Origin of the sequence: Sphingobium sp. PAMC28499 (genome assembly GCF_004795815.1) — a bacterium.
In the GTDB taxonomy this organism is placed as follows: domain Bacteria; phylum Pseudomonadota; class Alphaproteobacteria; order Sphingomonadales; family Sphingomonadaceae; genus Sphingobium; species Sphingobium yanoikuyae.
On record NZ_CP039248.1, the window covers coordinates 2,142,062 to 2,162,951 of the forward strand.

General features: G+C 66.1%; 17 protein-coding genes and 1 pseudogene. 6 read left to right on the forward strand and 12 right to left on the reverse strand.

Annotation, left to right across the window (positions count from 1 at the left end; translation table 11 throughout):
- Window positions 1-103 precede the first annotated feature (103 nt).
- From gcvPA to E5554_RS10420, 5 genes and pseudogenes are all read left to right on the forward strand, one after another.
- Entirely contained in the window at window positions 104-1,462 is a 1,359-nt protein-coding gene (gcvPA, locus tag E5554_RS10400) for an aminomethyl-transferring glycine dehydrogenase subunit GcvPA (RefSeq protein WP_136186724.1), read from the forward strand.
- Entirely contained in the window at window positions 1,459-3,030 is a 1,572-nt protein-coding gene (gcvPB, locus tag E5554_RS10405; protein ID WP_048937462.1) for an aminomethyl-transferring glycine dehydrogenase subunit GcvPB, read from the forward strand. The genes gcvPA and gcvPB overlap by 4 nt, the downstream gene beginning before the upstream one ends.
- Window positions 3,031-3,103: 73 nt before the next feature.
- Window positions 3,104-3,820 (forward strand): DUF938 domain-containing protein, encoded by a 717-nt coding sequence (locus E5554_RS10410; protein WP_136186725.1) that lies wholly within the window; start codon window positions 3,104-3,106, stop codon window positions 3,818-3,820.
- 405 nt (window positions 3,821-4,225) lie between these two features.
- Window positions 4,226-4,525, forward strand: a pseudogene (locus E5554_RS10415) (DUF938 domain-containing protein); the annotation flags it as partial.
- Between the two features lie 76 nt (window positions 4,526-4,601).
- Entirely contained in the window at window positions 4,602-5,483 is an 882-nt protein-coding gene (locus tag E5554_RS10420; RefSeq protein ID WP_136186726.1) for a hypothetical protein, read from the forward strand.
- On the opposite strand, the gene E5554_RS10425 is transcribed toward E5554_RS10420, so the two are convergent.
- The 8 genes from E5554_RS10425 to E5554_RS10460 all read right to left on the reverse strand — a co-directional run bounded on the left by E5554_RS10425 (window position 5,440) and on the right by E5554_RS10460 (window position 15,884).
- Complete coding sequence (locus E5554_RS10425) at window positions 5,440-7,431, reverse strand: ATP-binding protein (RefSeq protein ID WP_004207939.1); 1,992 nt, start codon at window positions 7,429-7,431, stop codon at window positions 5,440-5,442. The genes E5554_RS10420 and E5554_RS10425 overlap by 44 nt on opposite strands.
- Window positions 7,432-7,553: 122 nt before the next feature.
- Window positions 7,554-8,786 (reverse strand): aminotransferase class I/II-fold pyridoxal phosphate-dependent enzyme, encoded by a 1,233-nt coding sequence (locus E5554_RS10430; protein WP_004207938.1) that lies wholly within the window; start codon window positions 8,784-8,786, stop codon window positions 7,554-7,556.
- Window positions 8,787-8,919: 133 nt separating this feature from the next.
- The gene (locus E5554_RS10435; RefSeq protein ID WP_010336300.1) at window positions 8,920-9,165 is read right to left on the reverse strand and encodes an acyl carrier protein; all 246 of its coding nucleotides are present in this window, start codon (window positions 9,163-9,165) and stop codon (window positions 8,920-8,922) included.
- 164 nt (window positions 9,166-9,329) lie between these two features.
- Window positions 9,330-9,608: an ETC complex I subunit gene (locus E5554_RS10440; protein WP_004207936.1), complete on the reverse strand. Its 279-nt coding sequence runs from the start codon at window positions 9,606-9,608 to the stop codon at window positions 9,330-9,332.
- Between the two features lie 56 nt (window positions 9,609-9,664).
- Complete coding sequence (gene hrpB / locus E5554_RS10445; RefSeq protein ID WP_136186727.1) at window positions 9,665-12,115, reverse strand: ATP-dependent helicase HrpB; 2,451 nt, start codon at window positions 12,113-12,115, stop codon at window positions 9,665-9,667.
- A gap of 117 nt (window positions 12,116-12,232) precedes the next feature.
- A complete protein-coding gene (locus E5554_RS10450; protein WP_136186728.1) occupies window positions 12,233-13,750 on the reverse strand; it encodes an arylsulfatase in 1,518 nt (505 codons plus the stop codon).
- A 121-nt stretch (window positions 13,751-13,871) separates the two neighbouring features.
- A complete protein-coding gene (locus tag E5554_RS10455) occupies window positions 13,872-14,651 on the reverse strand; it encodes a TSUP family transporter (protein ID WP_097384181.1) in 780 nt (259 codons plus the stop codon).
- Between the two features lie 207 nt (window positions 14,652-14,858).
- Window positions 14,859-15,884, reverse strand: a complete 1,026-nt coding sequence (locus E5554_RS10460; RefSeq protein WP_004207933.1) for a polyprenyl synthetase family protein — start codon at window positions 15,882-15,884, stop codon at window positions 14,859-14,861.
- Between the two features lie 161 nt (window positions 15,885-16,045).
- Here E5554_RS10460 and E5554_RS10465 point away from each other — a divergent pair, with 161 nt between their 5' ends.
- Window positions 16,046-16,324 (forward strand): chorismate mutase, encoded by a 279-nt coding sequence (locus tag E5554_RS10465; protein WP_004207932.1) that lies wholly within the window; start codon window positions 16,046-16,048, stop codon window positions 16,322-16,324.
- A 5-nt stretch (window positions 16,325-16,329) separates the two neighbouring features.
- Here the strand turns inward: E5554_RS10465 and E5554_RS10470 are convergent, their stop codons facing one another.
- The 4 genes from E5554_RS10470 to E5554_RS10485 all read right to left on the reverse strand — a co-directional run bounded on the left by E5554_RS10470 (window position 16,330) and on the right by E5554_RS10485 (window position 20,812).
- Complete coding sequence (locus tag E5554_RS10470; protein WP_136186729.1) at window positions 16,330-17,304, reverse strand: cupin-like domain-containing protein; 975 nt, start codon at window positions 17,302-17,304, stop codon at window positions 16,330-16,332.
- A gap of 72 nt (window positions 17,305-17,376) precedes the next feature.
- Complete coding sequence (locus tag E5554_RS10475) at window positions 17,377-18,279, reverse strand: DMT family transporter (RefSeq protein ID WP_136188307.1); 903 nt, start codon at window positions 18,277-18,279, stop codon at window positions 17,377-17,379.
- 45 nt (window positions 18,280-18,324) lie between these two features.
- Window positions 18,325-19,785 carry a GntP family permease gene (locus E5554_RS10480; protein ID WP_136186730.1) on the reverse strand — a complete coding sequence of 487 codons (1,461 nt, stop codon included), beginning with the start codon at window positions 19,783-19,785 and terminating at the stop codon, window positions 18,325-18,327.
- The gene (locus tag E5554_RS10485) at window positions 19,778-20,812 is read right to left on the reverse strand and encodes a patatin-like phospholipase family protein (RefSeq protein ID WP_037517156.1); all 1,035 of its coding nucleotides are present in this window, start codon (window positions 20,810-20,812) and stop codon (window positions 19,778-19,780) included. The genes E5554_RS10480 and E5554_RS10485 overlap by 8 nt, the downstream gene beginning before the upstream one ends.
- Window positions 20,813-20,890: the final 78 nt, after the last annotated feature.

A 20,890-nucleotide genomic window follows, 5' to 3' on the forward strand; every position in this document is an offset into this window, starting at 1 on the left:
GCGAAGCGAGCCTTGCAACCTGGCCTCAGGCGTTGCCGGCGATTGCTGCGCAATCGCACCCACCCCCGGCCCCTCCCTAAAAGGGAGGGGAGTGGAGAAATACATGCGCTACCTACCCCTTACCGACACCGACCGGCAGGAAATGCTGTCCGTCATCGGCGCCGAGACGATCGATGACCTGTTCATCGACGTGCCCGCCGAAGCCCGCCTGAGCGGCACCATCGCCGGCCTGCCCGATCATGCCAGCGAACTGGCGGTCGAGCGCCATATGGGTGCGCTCGCTCGCAAGAATCTGTCGGCAGGGGAAGCGCCCTTCTTCCTGGGCGCCGGCGCCTACAAGCATCATGTACCCGCCAGCGTCGATCATCTGATCCAGCGCGGCGAGTTCCTGACCGCCTACACGCCCTATCAGCCGGAAATCGCGCAGGGCACGCTGCAGGTGCTGTTCGAGTTCCAGACCCAGGTCGCCCGCCTGCTGGGCGTCGATGTCGCCAACGCCTCCATGTATGACGGCTCGACCGCCTGCTGGGAAGCGATCGGCATGGCCCGCCGCATCACCAAGCGCGGCAAGGCGCTGCTGTCGTCGGGCCTGCACCCCCATTATGTCTCGGTCGCCAACACCATGGCGAAGTTTACCGGCGACGCGCTGGTGCATCAGGCGCCGACGCTGGACGCCGCGACCGATATCGACGCGCTGATCGCATCGATCGACAAGGACACGAGCTGCGTCGTCGTCCAATATCCCGACATTCTCGGCCGCATCGCCGACCTGAGCCCGCTGGCCGAAGCGGCGCACGCCGCCGGCGCGCTGCTCGTCGCGGTCGTCACCGAGCCGGTGGCGCTGGGCGCGATCAAGGCGCCGGGTCATATGGGCGCGGACATCGTCGTGGGTGAAGGCCAGTCGATCGGCGTCGGCCTGCAGTTTGGCGGTCCTTATCTCGGCCTGTTCGGCTGCAAGCAGAAATATGTCCGCCAGATGCCGGGCCGCCTGTGCGGCGAAACCGTCGATGCGGCCGGCAAGCGTGGCTTCGTGCTGACGCTTTCCACCCGCGAGCAGCATATCCGCCGCGAGAAGGCGACGTCGAACATCTGCACCAACTCGGGCCTGTGCGCGCTGGCATTCAGCATCCACATGACCCTGCTGGGCGAGAAGGGCCTGCGCGAGCTGGCGACCCTGAACCACGGCCTGGCTATGCAGGCTGCTGACCGTCTGGCCAAGGTGCCGGGCGTGACCCTGCTCAACGACGGCTTCTTCAACGAATTCACGCTGGTCCTGACCAAGGATGCGCGTGACGTCGTCCGCAACCTCGCCGACAAGGGCGTGCTGGCCGGCGTTTCGCTCGGCCGCCTGTTCCCGGACGCGCCGGAGATCGGCAACGGCCTGGTCGTCGCCGTGACGGAAACCGTCACGCCGGAGGATATCGAAACCCTTGCCGCAGCGCTTGAGGAGGAACTGGCATGACCATGTTGAAGGAAGGTCGCCCGACCACCCCGCAGGCCGTCGCGCAGGAGCATATGGCCCCGGAAACCGCCACCGGCAACCGCGCGCTGATGCTGGAGGAAAAGCTGATCTTCGAGATCGGCTCGACCGACACCACCGGCGTGGATTTCGCCGATGCGCCCAAGGTGGCCAGCCGCCTCGGTTCGCTCGCCCGCACCGACAGCATCGGCCTGCCCGGCCTGTCGGAGCAGGAAACGGTGCGCCACTACACCCGCCTGTCGCGCCAGAACTACGCCATCGATCTTGGCCTGTTCCCGCTCGGCAGCTGCACCATGAAGCACAATCCGCGCCTCAACGAAAAGGTCGCGCGGATGCCCGGTTTCGCCGACATCCACCCGCTGCAGCCGCAGTCGACGGTGCAGGGCGCGCTGGCGGTCATCCATGAACTGGCCGCCTGGCTGGTGACGCTGACCGGCATGCACTCGGTCGCCATGTCGCCCAAGGCGGGCGCCCATGGCGAACTGTGCGGCCTGCTGGCGATCCGCGCCGCGCTCGAAGCCCGTGGCGACGCCCGCAGCGTCATCCTGGTGCCGGAAAGCGCCCATGGCACCAATCCCGCCACCGCCGCCTTCTGCGGCTACAAGGTGGAGGATATTCCGGCGACCCCCGATGGCCGCGTCGATCTGGAAGCCTTGAAGGCCCGTCTGGGGCCGGACGTTGCGGCGGTGATGATCACCAACCCCAACACCTGCGGCCTGTTCGAGCGCGACATGAAGACCATCTCCGACGCGGTCCATGCCGCCGGGGCCTTCGTCTATTGCGACGGCGCGAACTTCAACGCCATTGTCGGCCGGGTCCGCCCCGGCGACCTGGGCGTCGACGCGATGCACATCAACCTGCACAAGACCTTCTCGACGCCCCATGGCGGCGGTGGTCCGGGTTCGGGTCCGGTGGTGCTGTCGGAAGCGCTCACGCCCTTCGCGCCGCTCCCCTTCGTGGAAAAGCAGGCCGACAAGTTCGTGCTGGTCGAAGAGGAAACGGCGGAGGATCATCACGCCCAGACCTTTGGCCGGATGGTCGCCTTCCATGGCCAGATGGGCATGTTCACCCGCGCGCTGACCTATATCCTCAGCCACGGCGCCGACGGCCTGCGCCAGGTCGCGAGCGATGCGGTGCTGAACGCCAATTACATCCTGCGCAGCCTAGATGACGTGCTCGACGCGCCCTTCGGTGCGGCTGGCCCGTGCATGCATGAGGCACTGTTCAGCGACAAGGGGCTGGCCGAAGGCTTCACCACGCTCGACATCGCCAAGGGCCTGATCGACGAAGGCTTCCACCCGATGACCATGTATTTCCCGCTGGTCGTCCATGGCGCGATGCTGGTCGAACCGACCGAGACGGAAAGCAAGGCCGCGCTCGACCAGTTCATCATGGCGCTGCGCAGTCTGGCCGAACGGGCCAAGGCGGGTGACGAGGCGCTGAAGGGCGCGCCCTATCACGCCCCGCGCCGTCGTCTCGACGAGACGCTGGCCGCGCGCAAGCCGGTGCTGACCTGGTCCGAGCCGGACCTGGCGGTCGCCGCCGAATAAGCCGGAAGCAAAGGGCGGTGGAGGATCTCCACCGCCCTTTTTGCATCGGCCGGCCACAGACAAGGATTTGTCCATGACACAGGATGCCCCCGCACCCTGGACGCCGCAGGGCGACGGCCCCGATCCGCGCCGCCATGCCCCTGCGACGCTGCGCAACCGCGATGCGATCGCGACTGTCCTGCGGAACGAACTGCCCGATGCCGGGCTGGTGCTGGAAGTGGCGAGCGGCAGCGGCGAACATGTCGTCCACTTCGCCGTCACCTTCCCCGCGCTCGATTGGCAGCCCAGTGATCCCGATCCCGCCGCGCTGGCCTCGATCGCGGCCCTGCGCGGCGACGCCAATCTGCCCAATCTGCGCGCGCCGCTGCTGCTCGACGCGGCGGGCGCCGACTGGCCGATCGATGCGGCCGACGCGCTCCTGTGCATCAACATGCAGTCTAACAGTTGTGGGGAAGAAAAATCAGTAGGTTATGTTGCCTGTTTATGTATCAACATGACCCATATAAGCGAATGGGCAGCAACAGTAGGACTATTCAGGGGATGCGAGAGGCTGCTGCCATCTGCGGCACCGCTGATCCTTTATGGCCCGTATCTGGAAGATGGTGTCGAAATTGCGCCGTCGAATTTGGCCTTTGATCGCTCATTGATGGAGCGTAACCCGAAGTGGGGCATTCGTAACGTGTCTGACATAGATAAGGTCGCTGTTGAGTTTGGATTCAAACGGGTCCGGCGGGTTGAAATGCCAGCTAACAATCTGATGCTGATCTACCATCACGACCAAGATATCTGAAAACGACCATTTCTTGCCGTTTATACTGCTTGCAGCGCTCCCCAGAAGCAGACACATATGCCGTCGAGCGAAAGAATTGGCCATCCGATGAGCGAAGACCTGCGTAACTCTCTATTTTTGTGGTTCAACGGCTTGGCTTTTGCTGCCTTGCTTTGGGCGGGTCTCCATTTTAGCCCGTTGCAGGGGGTTAAGCGCGATTGGATGAATTTGGGCGGAGGGCTGCTCTGCTTGTTTAATTTAGGTTGGCTGTGCTGGGGGCTTTGGCGACGCCGGGCATCCCCCCAATAGCCCAAGCCGCCCTTCGTAGATTTCTCTGTCAGGTATTGGCTTGAAACAGGGTGGAAGCCGCCGGTCCGCTTCTCACCCAAAAGTGCTGCTCCACTCAGAGTGACCGTGGCGTAGTGGTTAACCATGAACATGGTGCATATCAGCCCCTGGGGCGCTACGCTGGGGCTGCTGGCGCGTGGCGCGCAATTGCTGGCGCCGGGCGCGCCGCTGATCCTCTATGGCCCCTATGTCGAGGATGATGTGCCGACCGCCTCCTCCAATCTGGCGTTCGACCTGTCGCTGAAGGATCGCAACCCGCAATGGGGCCTGCGGACCTTGACCGATGTCGACCGTGCGGCGGCCGATGTCGGGTTGAAACGCACCCGGCGGGTGGCGATGCCGGCCAATAATCTGATGCTGGTCTATCGTCGGGGATAGGGCGCTGATGGTCGTGCGCGCATGATCCGCGGAAGATGCTTCCACCCGGCGGGATCAGGCTCTAAAGCGCTTGGCGATGACCAACAGCCTGTTCTCGCTCGTCGCTGCCGAACTGTCCGCGTCGGCCGATCCGCGCGCGGCCGCCATGGCGGGGGCGCTGGCGGCGAAATATCCCGGTGCGGCACGGGCGGTGCTCTTCTACGGCTCCTGCCTGCGCGAGGCCAATCTCGACGGGCTGATGCTCGATTTCTACCTGATCGTCTCCGATTATGAGGCGGCCTATGGCAAGGGCTGGCTGGCGCGCGCCAACCGGGCGATCCCGCCCAATGTCTTTCCGTTCGAACATGGCGGCCTGATCGCCAAATATGCCGTGCTGTCGGAGGCCGACTTTGCCCGGCTGAACAGCATGAAGGCGGACAACGTCTCGGTCTGGGCGCGCTTTGCCCAGCCGTCCCGGCTGCTGTGGGCGGCGGATGATCTGGCGCGCCAGCGCGCGCTGGCGGCGGTGGCGCAGGCCGCGCCGACCCTGTTGTCGCTCGCCCGACCGATGGCGCAGGGGCAGGGCGATGACCCCGTGGCGCTGTGGAAGGTCGGCTTCACGCTGACCTATAATGCCGAATTGCGGGCGGAGAAGACGGGGCGTTCGCTCTCGATCGTCGATGCCGATCCTGAGCGCTATCGCCGTTTCGGCGCGGCGGCGCTGGCCGAGGGGCTGCCGCCGTCGCCCGACCATGCGGACAAGCTGTGGCGCGGGCTGCAGCGGCGCGGTAAATATCTGTCGGTGGTGCGCCTCGCCAAGGCGAGCTTCACCTATGCCGGCGGGATCGATTATCTGGCGTGGAAGATCAACCGCCATGCCGGCACCGCAATCGAGATCAAGCCCTGGCAGCGGCGCTGGCCACTGCTGGGCGCGGTCACTCTGCTGCCGCGGCTGTTCCTGGGTGGTTCGATCCGCTGAGCGCGTTCGACAGCGCAAGGCCCAGGGCATTGAGCGTGTAGGGCTTGCGCAGCACTTCATGCCCCCGGAAATCGTCGCTGTCGGTCGCATCGCCGGTGAAGCCGGTGACGAACAGCACCGGCAGATGGCGCATATGGGCGGGCAGGGTGCGGATCATTTCCGGCCCGGTCATGTCGGGCATCAGCACGTCGCTCATGATCAGGCCGATATCGGCATTGTTGCTGAGCAGCTTGGCCGCCTTGCTGGGATGGTCGCAGGCGATCGGCAGGTGACCGAGTTCGGCCAGCGCCGCCATGGTCTGGTTCAGCACGCGCGGATCATCCTCCACCACCAGGATGCGGGTCGGGGGATGGAGCGTGTGCAGCTGTTCGCTCGCCGGGGCCTCTGCCGCGGCCTCCTGTTCGGTGAGGATGCGGCGCGGCAGGTAGATATGGACGCTGGTGCCGGTGCCCAGTTCGGACTCGATGCGGATTTCGCCCTGGCTCTGGCGCACGAAGCCGAAAATCTGGCTGAGGCCAAGGCCGGTGCCCTTGCCGACCGGCTTGGTGGTGAAGAAGGGCTCGAACACGCGGGCGGCGACCTCGGCCGTCATGCCACAGCCATTGTCGGTGACGCTGACGGTGACATAGTCGCCGGCCGGGCATTCGCCGATCTGGTTGGCGGCAAGCTGCGCCTGGCCGGTCGAGATGGTCAGCTTGCCCCGGCCCTCCATCGCGTCGCGGGCGTTGACGCACAGGTTGAGCAGGGCGTTTTCCATCTGATGCTGGTCGACGAAGATGCGCCAGCCGCTCGCCTTGTGGGCGAAGCTGACGATGATCTGGTCGCCGATCGTGCGGTCGACCAGATCGGCCATGCCGCGCAGCAGGCTGTCGGGATCGACCGCATTGGGCAGCAGCGGCTCGGAACGGGCAAAGGCTAGCAGGCGGCGGGTCAGCGCGGCGGCGCGGTTGGCGCCCTCCATCGCATTGTCGAGATGATGGCCGGCCTCGGCCGGTTTCAGTCGCAGCTTGCGCTTGGCCAGTTCCAGCCCGCCGACGACGACCGCCAGCATATTGTTGAAGTCATGGGCGATGCCGCCGGTCAACTGGCCGACCGCGTCCATCTTCTGCATCTGGCGCAGATTATCCTCGGCGGCGGCGCGCTCGGCGGATTCGCGCTTCAACTGCTCATAGGCGTCCGACAATTCGCTGGTGCGGGCGGAAACGGCCTCTTCCAGCCGGTCGGCGCGTTCCGCCTCCATATCCGCCATGCGGCGCGCGTTGCGCCGTTCGGTATAGGCGGCATTGACCAGCCACAGCGCGAACAGCACGCAGACCAGCAGGGCGAGGCCGACCATGCGCGACGTCTTGCCGACCAGTTCGGTGCGGTCGCCCGCCAGGCTGACGGCCAGGCTGCGTTCGCGCAGCCGCGCATTTTCGGCCTGGATCACCAGGTCGATCAGCGCCGTCAGTCGCTTGATATCCTGCGATCGCCCGGCCTGATGGAATTGCGCCAGCGCGCCCATCTTCTGGTCATAGGTGGTGCGCAGGCCGATTTCGCTCAGCGTCTTGCCGCGCTGTTCGAAGGCGGCCTGGAGCGCGCGGACATTGCCGCGCTGCCAGTCGGACTTGCGGGTGGCATAGGTCAGCGACTTGAGCTGGCTGGCGGCGGTGCGCCACTGGTCCTGGAACAGGCGGCCGGTGTCGGGATCAAGGCTGATGACATAGCGGGCCAGCGTCACTTCGGCGCGGGCGGTCTTGGCCTCGAAGGCGCGGGCAAGCGCCATGATTTCCCAGCTGCGCTGCTGTTCGGCGAGGGCGCGCTGATGATCGCGCGAGGCGCTGCTGGCGCTGTAGAGCAGGGCGCCGAGCGATCCGATCAGCAATATGCCAAGGACCAGGGGCATGTAGCGCCGCGCCGCGGCGCGCCAGCCCCGGTCCTGTTCATCGATCACTTCGCGTTCCGCCATATACCGTTACACTAACCGAACTATGTTAACCGCGCGAATATGCAGGTTAGATGGTTCCGCTGCTGTAGCAGATTCTATCGCAGGAAATACCCGGTCGATCGTCGGAGTGTCGAAAAGCGCGATCAGTTGATCGCGCCGGTGGCCTTGCCGGCGGTTTCGAACATGGCGATGATCTGTTCGACCTGTTCGTCGCTATGTTCGGCGCAGAGCGAGCAGCGCAGCAGGAAGGTGCCGGCCGGGGTTGCCGGCGGGCGCGCCATGTTGACGTAGAGGCCCAGCTCCAGCAGCGTCTGCCACATCGCCACCGCCTGCATCTGGTCGGTCAGGATGACGGCGATGATCGCCGACTGCGGCGTGGCGCTGCCCAGCTTGAAGCCGAGGTCGGTGAGGCCCTGGTGCAGGCGCTGGCTGTTCTTCCACAGATGCGCGCGCTTCTCGCCGGCATGCATCAGCTTGCGGATGCTGGTCGCGGCGGTGGCGACGACGCTGGGCGGCAGCGAGGCGGTGAAGACATAGGGGCGGCAGACGAGGCGCAGGATTTCGAACTTGGGATGGTTCGAGACGCAGAAGCCGCCGACCGTGCCGACCGACTTGGAGAAGGTGCCGACCACGAAGTCGATCTCGCCCTCGACGCCCTGTTCCTCATAGGCGCCACGGCCGTTCGGGCCGAAAAAGCCCATGCCATGGGCCTCGTCGCACAGGATCATGCAATTGGGGTGCTTGCGGATGGCGGCGACCATCTCGGGCAGCGGGGCGACGTCGCCCAGCATCGAATAGACGCCTTCCAGCACGACCAGCTTCAGCGCATCGGCGGGCAGGCGGCCCAGGCGCTTGTCCAGATCCTCGACGCTGTTGTGGCGGAAGCGGACGATCTCCGCATTGCCCATCGCGCAGCCGTCATAGATGGAGGCATGGCTGTCGGCGTCGAGCACGACATAATCGCCCTTGCCCGCGAGGGTGGAGATGATGCCCAGGTTAGCCTGATAGCCGGTCGAGAAGACCATGGCGCCCGACGTGCCGTAGAACTCCTTGAGCGCGTCCTCGACTTCCTTGTGGCCCTGATAGGTGCCGTTGAGGACGCGGCTGCCGGTGGTGCCGGCGCCGAACTCGTCCAGCGCCTTCTTGCCGGCTTCCACCACGTCGGGGTCGAAGGTCATGCCCATATAATTATAGGTGCCGAGCAGGATGGTTTCCTTGCCCTTGATGATCGCGCGGGTGGGCGAGAGCACCTGGTCCATGACGATCGCATAGGGATCGCGCACGCCCGTCGCCAGCAGCGCCTCGCGCTCGTTGATCAGCGGATCGAACTTGGAGAAGAGATCGCGGGTTTCGGTGGCGATGGCGGCGTCGGTCATAATATCAATGATCCCAAACCCGTTCGTCCTGAGCGAAGTCGAAGGACGCTGCTGAGCGAAGGCGAAGCATGGAGCCTCGGCTCCGCTCGGCAATGGGCTTCGACTTCGCTCAGCCCGAACGGTAGTTAAAGTGTCAGGCGGCCTTGAGCTTGGCGACCGCGTCGACCAACTGGCCCACGGTCTCGATCTCGGCCTGCATGTTCATGGTGATGATGATGTCGAACTCGTCCTCGATGGCGGCGACGAAATCCATCACGGTCAGGCTGTCCCATTCCAGGTCGCCGGCAAAGGTGGTGGCTTCGGTCAGCTCGACGCCCTTCTTGTTGAAGGGGGCGATCTGCGCTGCGACGCTGTCGAAAATCTCGCTGCGATCGGTCATTATCTCTTCAATCTTTCCATGAAAGCACGGCTTTTGCCGCCTCACGCCGCTCTTTGGCAAGCGAATAAGGCGTCAATCGGGCAGCATCTGGGGCAAAATGCCTTGTTCGCGGCGCGCCGTGTCGCGCCGCGCTCTGCTATTCCAGCCCCGCAGGGGCGGGAGGATCAGCGGAAATTGTCGGCGTAGGCCTGAATTTTCAGCGTCTTGGGCGGGGTCGCGATGACGGTGTAGGCGATCTTCTCACGCTCGGCATAGGCGACGGCAGCGTCCTGCGAGGAGAAGCTGAGCTTCAACTGCTGCTTGGTGTCGCCCGAACCGGCCCAGCCGGTCAGCGGATCGGCCTTCTTCGCTTCGGCGGGCGCATATTCCAGCACCCACTTGTGAGTCAGCGCCTTGCCGGACTGGAGGGCGTTCTTCTGGATCTGGTAAATGCGCGCGGTCATCGCGATGAAACTCCGTAAAATCGTCATTGTGCGTTGCACCAGCGGTCACGCCCAAGTCAAGAGTTCCGGCGCGCGTCCGCATTTTTGGTGCGCAATGTGGCATTGGCGCTCGCCGGATCGTCCGGCCAGGGGTGGCGGGGATAGCGGCCGCGCATTTCCTTGGCCACGTCGCGCCAGTTGCCGGCCCAGAAGCCGGGCAGGTCGCGCGTCGTCTGGATCGGCCGGCCGGCGGGGGATGTGAGCGAGAGGACCAGCGGGATGCGCTGGTTGCCGACGGTCGGATGCTGCGACAGGCCGAACAGCGCCTGCACCCGCAATTCCACGCGCGGGCCACCCTCGGCCGCATAGTCGATCGCATGGGTGGAGCCGGCGGGCGATCGGAAATCGGGCGGGGCGAGCCGGTCGAGCTGCTGCTTGCCGTCCCAGCCGATCAGCGTTTCTAGGACGCCCGAAAGCTGCGACCGGTCGATGTCGGACAGCCGGCGCTTGCCCGCCAGCAGCGGCGGGATCCACTCGTCCAGCGTGTCGATCAGGGCGGCGTCGGACAGCGGCTCGATCCCGGCAAAGTCCGCCCGCATCCGCAGCGATTGCGCGGCCTCCGACCAGGGGAGGAGGGCAAGGCCGCCCTGCCGCACGCCATCGACCAGCGCGGCGACGACGGCATCGGGGTCGGGTCGGTCGTCGGAACCGGACGACAGGCGCACTGCGCCCAGCCGGCGTTCCCGCAGCGCCTCGATCCCGCCATTGGCAGGGCGGAACTTCACCGTGCGATGCTCGGCGATGCGCTCGCCGAACAAAGCGATCACCTCCGCCTCGCCGATCGGGGCGGCGGAAAGGATGCGGGCGCCGGCGGCGCTGCCCTGCACTTCGCCCACCGCCAGCCAGGTTTCGCTGGCCAATGGCGAGAGCGGATCGAGCCGGAAGCCGCGCCCGCCCACGCTGGCCCAGTCGGCGCCATCGGCGGAGCGGCGCTTGGCGACGCGATCGGGAAAGGCAAGGGCAAGGCAGAGGCCGACATCGTGCAGTCCGCCCTCTGCGGGTGGCTGGGCATCGACCAGTCGCGTCCAGCGCTTCGCCAATCCCCGTCCGGCTTCGGCCCGCTTGCCGCCCTCGCGGCGCCAGCGCTGGAGCCGCAGGGTGAGGTCGGTATCCTGCCCGCCAAGGCCGCGTTCGCCGAGCAATACGGCGATTTCGGCGGCGGTGCGGGCGAGGCCGCGCTCACCGGCGCGCACCAGCATATGGGCGATGCGCGGCGCCAGCGGCAGGGTGGCCAGCGCCTTGCCATGGGCCGTGATGCGGCCGTCGGCGTCGAGCGCCTCCAGGGCGGTCAGGCGCTTGCGCGCCTCTGCCACGGCGGCGGTGGGCGGCGCGTCGAGCCAGCGCAGGTTGGCCGGATCGCTGACGCCCCACAGCGCGCAGTCGAGCAGCAGGCTGGACAGATCGCTTTCCAATATTTCGGGCGGGTCGAAGGGCGGCATGCCCGCCGTCGCCGCGGCCTCCCACAGGCGATAGGCGACGCCGGGGCGCTGGCGCGCGGCGCGGCCGGCGCGCTGGGTCGCCGATGCCTGGCTGGCCCGTTCGGTGACGAGGCGGGTCACGCCGGCGGCGCGGTCATAGCGCGGGCGCCGGGCTAGGCCGGAGTCGACGACGATGCGCACGCCATCGATGGTCAGGCTGGTCTCGGCGATCGAGGTGGCCAGGATCACCTTGCGCCGCCCTTCGCGCGACGGGCGGATGGCGGCGCGCTGCGCGCCCGGCTCCAGGCTGCCGTGCAACATGTGGACCTCGAATGCGCCACCCTCGATCCGTTCGGCGGTGCGCTCGATTTCCCGGACGCCGGGCAGGAAGGCGAGCAGGTCGCCCTGCGTTTCTTCCTCCAGCGCGCGGCGGATGGCGGCGGCCATCTCATCCTCGATCCGCTTTTCGGCATGGCGGCCGATATGGCGTAGTTCGAGCGGCTGGATTTTGCCCTCGCTCTCGATGACGGGCGCGCCATCGAGCAGTGTCGAGAAACGCGCGCCATCGAGCGTGGCCGACATCGGCAGGATACGCAGGTCCGGGCGCAGCGCCGCCTGCGCATCGAGCGCCAGCGCCAGGCCGAAATCGCTGTCCAGGCTGCGCTCATGCACTTCGTCGAACAGTACCGCCGACACGCCCGCCAGTTCGGGATCATCCTGGATGCGGCGGACGAAAATGCCCTCGGTCAGCACCAGCAGCCGCGTCTTCGCGCTGACCTTGCTGTCCATCCGCGTGGCATAGCCGACCGTGCCGCCGGGCTGCTCGCCCAGCATCTCGGCAATGCGCTCGGCCGCGGCCCGCGCGGCGAGACGGCGGGGGGAGAGTAGCAGCACCTGCCCCTCGCACCAGGGCTGGTCGAGCAGGGCGGGGGCCACCGCCGTCGTCTTGCCCGCGCCCGGCGGCGCCACCAGCACCGCATTGCTGCTAGCGCGTAGGGCGGCGAGCAGGTCGGGCAGGACGGCATGGATCGGCAAAGCAGGGGCGGTCATGATCCGCCCCCTCTCGCGCCAATCAGGCCAGAGCGCAAGGCGCGCAGGATAGAACGGCGATGCCCGAAGCCGTGCGGCTCCGGGCATCGCGTCTATTCCGGCGCTGGCGCGCGACGCTCAGTCGTGGCCCTTGCTCATGAACTGTTCGACCACGTTGGACATGTCGAAGCTCTTGCCGCCCTGGACCGGTGGATATTGGGCGAGCGTCGTCAGATGTTCCGTCATCAGTGCCTTCAGTGGCCCGGTCTGCCACGCGACCTTCTGGATCAGGTGGCCGTAGGAGTCGCTGTTGTCATAGCTTTCGAACGGATCCATGCGGATGTTGAAGACCATCGGCTTGGAGCGGCCGACCATGGTGCCGTAATAATCCTCGTTGGTCGAGAAATGCCATTTCCACGGCCCCATGCGCAACGCTGTGAGCTTCGATTCATTATAGTGGAACACATGGTTCCGCGCCGAATCCTCGGCCTTGCCCGTCCAATAGTCGAGGTTGTTGACGCCATCGATATACTGGCTCTTCTCCTTGAGAACCTGCTCGTTCACGTCCGTGACGCCGGCGGCGACGGCGAGGGTGGTGAACATGTCCTGATGGCACTGGATGCCGTTCTTGAGCTGCATCGGCGCGATCACGCCGGGCCATTTCAGCATCGAGATGACGCGGACGCCGCCTTCATAGGTGGTCATCTTCTCGCCGCGCCAGGGCGTGGTCGCGCCATGCGGCCAGGAGGAATGTTCCGGGCCATTGTCGGTCGAATACCAGACGATGGTATCCTCCTCCAGGCCGCTTTCCTTCAGCCAGTCGAGCACGATCCCGATATCATGGTCATGCTGCAGCATGCCCGAGCCGTGCAGGTCCGCGTCCGACGTGTATTTCTCCGCCGCATAGCGCCATTTGTCGTTGAGGCGGGTGTAGAGGTGCATGCGGCTGGTGTTGAGCCAGACGAAGAAGGGTTCGTCGGCATCCTTGGCCTTCTGCATGAACTCCAGCGCGGGCGGGATGAATTCCTTTTCGTCCACCTCGTGCATCCGTTCCTGGTGCAGCGGGCCGGTGTCGACGATCTTCTGCTTGCCGACCTTGCCGTAGCGCGGATCCTCGGTCGGATCATCGACATCGGTGGCCCAGCTGTGGATCACGCCGCGCGGCCCAAATTTCTTCATATAGGCTTCGACGCTGCCCGAATGGGCCTTGGCGAAATTCTGGTAATCGCGCTGCTCTTCCTCTTCCGACACGTTGAGATGGTAGAGGTTGCCGAAAAACTCGTCGAAGCCATGGTTGGTCGGCAGATGCTCGTAGCGATCGCCCAGATGGCTCTTGCCGAAATGGCCGGTGCGATAACCCGCCGCCTTGAGCACTTCAGCCAGGCAGGGAGATGCCGGCTGAAGCCCGAGCGGATCGCCCGGCTGGCCCACCGTCACCATGCCCGAGCGGATCGGATATTGGCCGGTGATGAAGGCGGCGCGGCCGGCGGTGCAGCTTTGCTGCGCATAATGGTCGGTAAAGCGGATGCCGCCATAGCCGATGCTGTCGATATTGGGCGTGGTATAGCCCATCGTGCCCAGGCCATAGGCGCTGACATTCTGCCAGCCGATATCGTCACCCCAGATGACCAGGATATTGGGTTTCTTCGTAGCCATGCCGAGTCTCCGACCATGATGGATCGGCGGAAGGCTAATGGCGGGCGGTCCGCGACGCTGCATGGGGATAATCCCGAGAAGCGGCGGGGACATCCCCTATGCCCGGAGAAGGCGCGCGCCCCTAGCCGAACAGATAGATGTGGATCGGGTTCTTCGGATCGAGCAGCATCTTGGTCGTCAGTGCCAGCGACATGATGATGAGCAATGGCTTGATCAGCTTCGAGCCGAACCGCATGGCGAGGTGCGATCCGATCTGGCCGCCGGTGATCGATCCGACCGCCATGGCGAGGCCCGCGATCCAGATGACATGGCCGCCAGCCACCATGGTCAGCAGCCCTGCGACATTCGAGGCGAAATTGGCCGCCTTGGTCTGGGCGGTGGCGCGCAGCAGCGACAGGCCGCCCAGCGCGATGAAGATGGTGGTGTAGAAGGCGCCAGCCCCCGGCCCGAAGAAGCCGTCATAAAATCCGACCACGCCAATCATGCCGGACAGGCCCCATAGGCCGACGCGGGCATGGCGATCGGCATCGCTGAGCTTGGGCGAGAAGGTGAAATAGGCCGCCATCGCGATCAGCAGCGCGGGCATCAGCCCGGCCAGGATCGACGGATCGACCCGTTGCAGCAGCCAGGCGCCGCCGATCGACCCGATGAAGGCGGCGATCACCGGCCCCTTGTAGGTCGCAAGGTCCATATGGCCGCGCCGGGCATAGGCGACGCACGCGCCGAAGGTGCCAAGGCAGCTTTGCAGCTTGTTGGTGGCGACCGCCGGCACCGGCGGTACGCCGGCGGCGAGCAATGCGGGCAGGGCAATGAGGCCGCCCCCGCCCGCCATCGCGTCGATGCAGCCGGCCATGAAGGCGGCGGCCATGAGGAAGGCGATGGTTTCGGGGGAGAGGATCATTATATTTACCCCGTTCGGGCTGAGCGAAGTCGAAGCCCGCACCAGAGCGAAGCGAAGGAACTTCGCCTGCGGCTCAGTTTTGCCCTTCGACTTCGCTCAGGGCGAACGGATATTGGAAGGGGAAACGAGCAGAAGTGCCCGTCTCCTCAACTTATGGTTTGCCGCATTTTCCGAGTCAGCGGACGTGCCGTCCGCTTCGAAAATGCTTCAATATGCCCGTGCTATCGCGAATTCGACCGCTTCGGTAAGGGCCGCTTTCGCCTTGCCGGCATCGAACATGCCCAGCGCGTCGATCGCGCGCTGGCCATAATGGCGGGCGCGGGCCAGCGTGTCGGCGATCGCGCCGGTCTGGCGCAGCAGCTGCGTGGCGTGGGCCAGATCCTCGTCGCTGATGCGATGGCCCGAGATCGCGGCCTTCCAGAAGGCCTTGTCCTCGTCCGACCCGCGCGCATAGGCCAGGATCACCGGCAGCGTGACCTTGCCATCGCGGAAATCGTCGCCGGCATCCTTGCCCATGGTGGCGCCGTCCGATTCATAGTCGATCGCGTCGTCGATCAGCTGGAAGGCGATGCCCAGGTTGCGGCCATAGACGTCGAGCGCATGTTCCTCCGCCTCGCTGCGGTCGGCGACCACGGCGGAAATGCGGCAGGCGGCGGCGAACAGGGCGGCGGTCTTGGCGCCGATGATGTCCAGATATTGTTCTTCGCTGGTGTCGATCTTGCGCTGGGCGGTCAGCTGGTTGACCTCGCCCTCGGCGATGATCGCCGATGCGCCCGACAGGATCTTGAGCACCTTGAGCGACTCGGCCTCGACCATCAGTTCGAACGAGCGGGAGAAGAGGAAGTCGCCGACCAGCACCGAGGCGCTGTTGCCCCAGATGATATTGGCGGTCTTGCGGCCGCGGCGCAGGCCCGATCCGTCGACGACATCGTCATGCAGCAGCGTGGCAGTGTGGATGAATTCGACCGATGCGGCCAGCTTGTAATGGCGCGATCCGGCATAGCCGACCAGGTCGGCGCAGGCGAGCGTCAGCATCGGCCGCAGTCGCTTGCCGCCGCCGGCGATCAGATGGCCGGCCAGTTCCGGGATCAGCGGGATGCGCGACTGCATCCGGTCCAGGATCACGCTGTTCACCTGGTTCATGCCATCGGCGACGAGCGCCATGATGGGAGCGAGCGAAGGGGCGCTGGTGCGGCCGATCGGGTGGACGTTGCCGGGGGAGGATGCAGTCATGACAAGCGTCCTCTGGCGGGGCAAAAAGCAGATGGCAAGCGGGAATAGCTTGCCTGCGCGGCGCAATGGCGCAAAAAGCGCGCCGGACGATTGATTGACGCATCGCAGTAACGGAAAAGCCACGCCTTTTCCCGCCGCGGTGCCGCTGTGGAGAATGCCAGGTGGACGAGACTTTGAAGCGCTATCGCGAGAGCATCGACAATATCGACGCGGCGCTCGTCTTCATGCTGGCGGAACGGTTCAAGGTCACCCAGGCGGTCGGCGAATATAAGGCGACCCACGACCTGCCGCCGGCCGATCCGGGCCGCGAGGAACGCCAGATTTCGCGCCTGCGCCAGCTCGCGCTCGACGCCAATCTCGACCCCGACTTCACCGAGAAGTTCCTGCGCTTCATCATCGATGAGGTGATCCGCCATCATGAGCGGCTGCGGGAGGGATAAGGGGCTCACCCCGCGGGATAATTTTCATGGCCTGCATTGGGCCAGTGGAAATGCGTGTAGGTCAGCATGGTCGAGAAGCTTTCCGATCGGACCTGATGCCACCAGCCGATCGGGATGAAGAGCAGGTCGCCCGGCGTCAGCCGCACTTCGTAGCGCAGAACGTCGCGGGCGCGCGGGTATCGAGCCAGCCGCGCCGGATCGGTGAGGTCGCCGACATCGCTGAAGACATGGCGATTATGCGCCAGCCGACCGGTCTGCGATGGCGGCACCAGGATGACATGCTTGGTGCCGGTCACCTGCGCCAGCAGATTGTTGGTGAGGTCGAAATGCAGCGGGGTGAAGGCACCCGCGCCGCCGATCCAGAGCATGCCGGGCATCGGCGCAAGATAGGCGTCGGGATGGCCAAGGTCGGCCTGTAGCGGCGCGAGGGCCGGGCCGTTCGCCGCGCTGTTATAGGCGGTCAGATAGGCGTCATTGCCGCCATCGCGCACCAGATCGATGAACTGGCGAAAGGGCGCGCGGCGCTTGTGCCGGTCCTTGGCCAGTTCATAGTCGGCGGCCTGTGCGCGGCCGCCCTGATATTCGATTTCCGCCGCGCCAATGGCATCGGCCAGATAGTCCGGCGTCCATTTCGCGCGGGCGGGCCAGCCCTCCATCGCCCCCTTGATCAGGATCGGGCGGCCGGGCGCATAGAAATTATGCAGGAAATCCTCGCCCGACAGCGCGTCGGCGGTCAGCAGGCCGGAGGCATAGGGGGACAGGGCGCGCTGCTGCTCCATGACATTCAGCAGCCAGTCGCGCCGCTTGAGCGCGAGCGCGCTGTCGTCGCGCGGCGCGGGCGCAGGCTTGAGCGGCACATGGGGCACGGCATTGGCGGACGGCGCGCCAAAGCCGACCTGGCGCAGGGTCATCTGCATCTGCATGTCCGCCGCCTGCGACAGGATCGAGGGAAGCGGCGGGGTGCGGCCGGATTTGCTCATGACCCGCCCTAGCGCGCGATCATGACCGCCATGTTGCAGGATGTGACGAACCTGTGACGGCGCGGTGGCGGTTCAGGCCGGCTCCACCACCTCGGTCCGCTTCGGCTGCGACCGGCCCAGCAGCACGCCGCCCAGCGCCAGCGCGAAGCCGGCGATCTGCACCGGGCCGAGCTTCTCGCCGAACAGCAGCCAGGCCTCCACCGCGGCCAGTGGCGGCACCAGCAGCAGCAGCATCGACATGCGCGTCGGTCCCTGGGTGCGCACCAGCCAGACCAGCAGCGACAGGCCGGCGGCCGACAGGCCCAGCACCGACCAGCTGAGGCCGATCCACAACATCGGGCTATTGTCCCAGCGCCATTCGCCCACGATCAGGGTGGCGGCGATCGCCACCAGCGCGCCGCCGGCATTCTGCACCGCGCCCGATACCCAGATCGGATCGCCGCCGATCGTGCCGCGCTGGATCAGCGTGCCGCCGGTCATCGCCAGCACCGCGACGATGCCGCCGATCGCGGGAATGAGCGTGATCGCGCCCGCGCCCGACTTGGCGATCGCCGGCATCAGCACGCAGCCGACACCCAGGATGGCGATGGCAAGGCCGCTCCAGGCGCGCGCGGGCAAGCGCTCGCCCAGGATCGCGACGCTGGCGACCGCCACCATCAGCGGCTGGGTCGCGCCCAGCAGCGACATGATGCCGGCCGGCATGCCATGGCTGACCGCCCACCAGCTGAGCGTCAGGTAAAGGCCATGCAGCATCGCGCCTGCCGCCAGATGCAGCCCCAATTGCCGGCCGCGCGGCCAGGGCTGGCGGCCATGCAGCGCCAGTGCGCCCAGCAGTAATGCAGTCAGGCACAGGCGCGCGGCCAGGATCAGCTCGGGCGCGCCATGGGGCACCATCGCGCGGGCGACGATGAAGCCGGTGGACCAGATCAGGACGAACAACAGGGATGCGATAATGCCGAACATGGCGCAGCCCATGGCCGATGCGCGCGCGCCTGTCGACCCGGCCAAGGGGCGAAGGGATCAGAAGCTGCCGATCATCGATCCGATCAGGATGACGGCGACCAGCGCCGCAAGCGAGCTGACGATGCCGGCCATGGCGATATCCAGATAGGATTCGCGGTGGGTAACGCCGCTCAGCGCCAGCAGGGTGACGATCGCGCCATTATGCGGCAATATGTCGAGCGTGCCGGACCCGATCACGGCCACACGGTGCATGATGGCGGGGTCGGTGCCGGTTCGCGCGGCGATGTCCATATAGGTCGGCCCCAGCGCCTCCAGCGCGATGGTGAGCCCGCCCGATGCCGATCCGGTGAGCGCGGCGAGCAGGTTGGTCGCCACCGCCAGCGACACCAGCGGCCCGCCGCCCATGCCCAGCACCCAGTCGCGGATCATGTGGAAGGCGGGCAGCGCGGCGATCACCGCGCCGAAGCCGACCAGGCTCGCCACGCTGATGATCGGCAGCACGGCGGCGTTGGCGCCCGAATCGATGCTGTCGCGCAGGCTGACGAGGCGCGCCCGGTTGCACAGGATGATGGCGAGCGTCGCGATCATGAGTGCTGCCGTTACCGACCATATGCCCGCGACCGCACCCAGGCTGGTGCTGCCCCATAAAGGCTCCGCCAGGAAGGGCGCGTCCCAGGTCGGGAACAGCCAGAGCGAGAGGATGAGGTTGCAGCCGATCATCACCCCGATCGGCAGGAAGGCGATGCCGAGCGAAGGGCGGTCGTCGGTGGGCGCACCCTTGTCCATCTCTGCGGGGTCGAAGGTGGAGGCGGTCGTCGTATGCTCGCGCATCCGCGCGCTGTCGACCGGCGCGGCCGGGGACAGGCTGGGGTCATAGCCCTCCTGCCGGGCGGCGGCCGCTGCCTGCGCCCGCAGCAGCCAGCCCAGCCCCACCGCCAGCATGATGACCGCGGCGATCAGGCCTAGGCCCGGCGCGGCATAGATGGAGGTGCCGAAGAAGGGCATGGGAATGACATTCTGGATCGCGGGCGTGCCGGGCAGGGCAGTCATGGTGAAGGTCGATGTGCCCAGGATGATGGTCGCGGGCACCAGCCGCCGGGGAATGTTGCCGGCGTGGAACAGCGCCTGTGCCATCGGCACCAGCACGAAGAAGGCGACGAACAGGCTGACCCCGCCATAGGTCAGGATCGCGCCGGCCAGCACCACCGCCATGATCGCGCGGCCGGACCCCAGCCAGCCGATCATGGCATCGGCAATGGTGCGCACCGATCCGCTGTCGTTCATCAGTTTGGCGAAGATCGCGCCGAGCAGGAAGAGCGGGAAAAATTGGGCGAGGAAGCCCGCGGCGGCGACCATGAATATCTGGGTCCAGCTCGCCAGCATCGGATAGCCCGAAAAGCTGGCGGCGATCATCGCCAGCGCCGGGGCGAGGAACAGGACGCTCCAGCCGCGATAGGCCATGGCGATCAGCGCACCGAGCGCGACCAATATGCCGAGGAAGCTGAGCGCGTCAGACATGGGCGAGCAGCGCGTCGATATCGAGCGTCGATTCCCGGCCGATCGCCTGGCCATGATCCTTCAGGAAATCGTCCGCCGCCTTGCGCCCGATCTTCTTGAGTTTCCACAAGAAAGCCCATTCGGCGTTCAGCTTGGACGAATGGCCGAATTGCAGCATGTCGGCACTGGCGATGCGGTGGATGCGCATCTTCGCCCATTTTTCGCCCTCGCCATGGCCGGGGTCGGCAACCTGGCGCAGCAGCGCCATCATCCGGATTTCCTGCAACAGCACGGCGTTGAAGGAAATCTCGTTCAACCGGCTGGCAATGTCGCGCGCGGCATAGAGGTCGGTGGCGCGCTCGACCGGGTTCACCTGGATCAGGATGGTGTCGTCCGAATCGCAGTCGCGCACCAGCGGCGTCAGCGTCGGATTGCCCGAATAGCCGCCGTCCCAATAGGCCTCGCCATCGATCTCGACCGCGTGGAACATGGTCGGCAGGCAGGCGGAGGCGAGCAGAACGTCGGGGGTGATCTCCGCATTGCGGAACACGCGGGCCTGGCCGGTGCGCACGCTGGTCGCGGTGATGAACAGGCGGATCGGGCTGGCGGCAAGATGGTCGAAATCGACGCATTCGTTGAGGATGTCGGTCAGCGGATTGAACCCGCCCGGATTGAGATCATAGGGCGAGCAGAGCCGCGCCATCAGGTCCATGCCGACATAGAGTGGCGAATAATCGAGCGTCCAGCGGCCGAGCGCTATGTCGAGCGGGCTCCGGCGGAACGGGCTGAACATCGCCCCGTCCGACACCTTGCTCCAGAAGCGGGTGAGGGCGCGGCGGGCGCCCGGCGCGCCGCCATGGGCATAGCCGCTGGCCAGCACGGCCGCGTTCATCGCCCCGGCCGACGTGCCCGATATGCCGTCGATCCGCAGCCAGGGTTCCTCCAGCAGGCGGTCGAGCACGCCCCAGGTGAAGGCGCCATGGGCGCCGCCGCCCTGCAGGGCCAGGTCGATCAGGCGGCTTTGCGGCTCGGCAGTCGGATCGGGCATCGGGCACCTCGCGCTTGGCGGGGATGCCCCGCTATCGGAGTTTGTTGCGATGCAGCATGGGACCATTGCGGCCCGCCA